General features: G+C 61.4%; 1 protein-coding gene. It reads left to right on the forward strand.

Annotated elements, in window-relative coordinates:
- Nucleotides 1–57 precede the first annotated feature (57 nt).
- Nucleotides 58–1,281, forward strand: coding sequence for an IS256 family transposase (locus HHL26_RS24025; protein WP_066559295.1), 1,224 nt, complete (start codon nucleotides 58–60; stop codon nucleotides 1,279–1,281).
- Nucleotides 1,282–1,307 lie beyond the last annotated feature (26 nt).

Consider the following 1,307-nt stretch of genomic DNA (forward strand, 5'->3'; position numbering starts at 1 on the left):
GGGACTGTCAGGAATTTCGTGTGCGACGAGGCATAATGGGGAACAAGGAGACCCGGTATGTCACGACGCAAAGAACCCTCGATACCGAACGACATTCTCGATCAGCTGCTTGCCGGCACTGACGCGGCCGCGGCGCTCAGCCAGGGCGGCCTGCTCGATACATTGAAGAAGGCATTTGCCGAACGGGCGCTCAATGCGGAGATGGATCACCATCTTGGCCAGGAGGAGCAAGGGAACAACAGCCGGAACGGCTATGGCCGCAAGACGGTGACGACCGACGGGGGACGGATCGAGATCGAGGTGCCGCGTGATCGGGCCGGCAGTTTCGATCCGCAGCTGATCGCCAAGTACCAGCGACGCTTCCCTGGCTTTGATGACAAGATCATCTCGATGTACGCGCGTGGCATGAGTACCCGGGAGATCACCGGGCATCTGCGCGATCTGTACGGGATCGACGCCTCGCCCGATCTGATCAGCACGATCACCGACGCGGTGCTGGAAGAGGTTGCAGCCTGGCAGCAACGCCCGCTGGACCCAGCCTATCCGCTGGTTTTCTTCGATGCGATCCGGGTCAAGATCCGCGACGAAGGCATGGTCCGCAACAAGGCGATCCATATTGCCCTGGGCGTCATGGCCGACGGCACCAAGGTGGTCCTGGGGCTATGGCTGGAACAGAATGAAGGCGCCAAGTTCTGGCTGCGCGTCATGAACGAACTACGCAACCGCGGCGTCGAGGATATCATGCTGGCCGTCGTTGACGGTCTGAAGGGCTTCCCCGACGCCATCACCGCCGTCTTCCCCGAAGCGATGGTCCAGACCTGCATCGTCCATCTGCTGCGCAACTCGATGGATTTCGTGGCATGGAAAGACCGTAAGGCGCTCGGAACGGCCCTGAAGGCCATCTACCGTGCTGTCGATGCCGCGGCCGCCGAGGAAGCGCTGACGGCCTTCGAAGCGAGCTTCTGGGGGCAGCGCTATCCTGCCATCGGCCAGAGCTGGCGTCGGGCATGGCCCGAGGTCATCCCATTTTTCGCCTTCCCCGACGAAGTCAGGCGGATCGTCTACACCACCAATGCCATCGAGGCCTTGAACTCCAAGCTTCGTCGCGCTGTTCGTGCGCGGGGCCATTTCCCCAATGATGAGGCGGCCACCAAGCTGCTCTATCTGATCTTGAACCGATCGGAGAAAGAGTGGAAAATGCCGCCGCGCGAGTGGAACATGGCGAAGGCGCAATTTGCCGTTCTCTTCGGCGAACGCTTCATCAGGGCCATGACGGCCTGATGGTCAACCGCCTCGCCGCACACGAA

It is taken from the genome of Sphingobium sp. TB-6, from assembly GCF_012927365.1.
Taxonomy (GTDB): domain Bacteria; phylum Pseudomonadota; class Alphaproteobacteria; order Sphingomonadales; family Sphingomonadaceae; genus Sphingobium.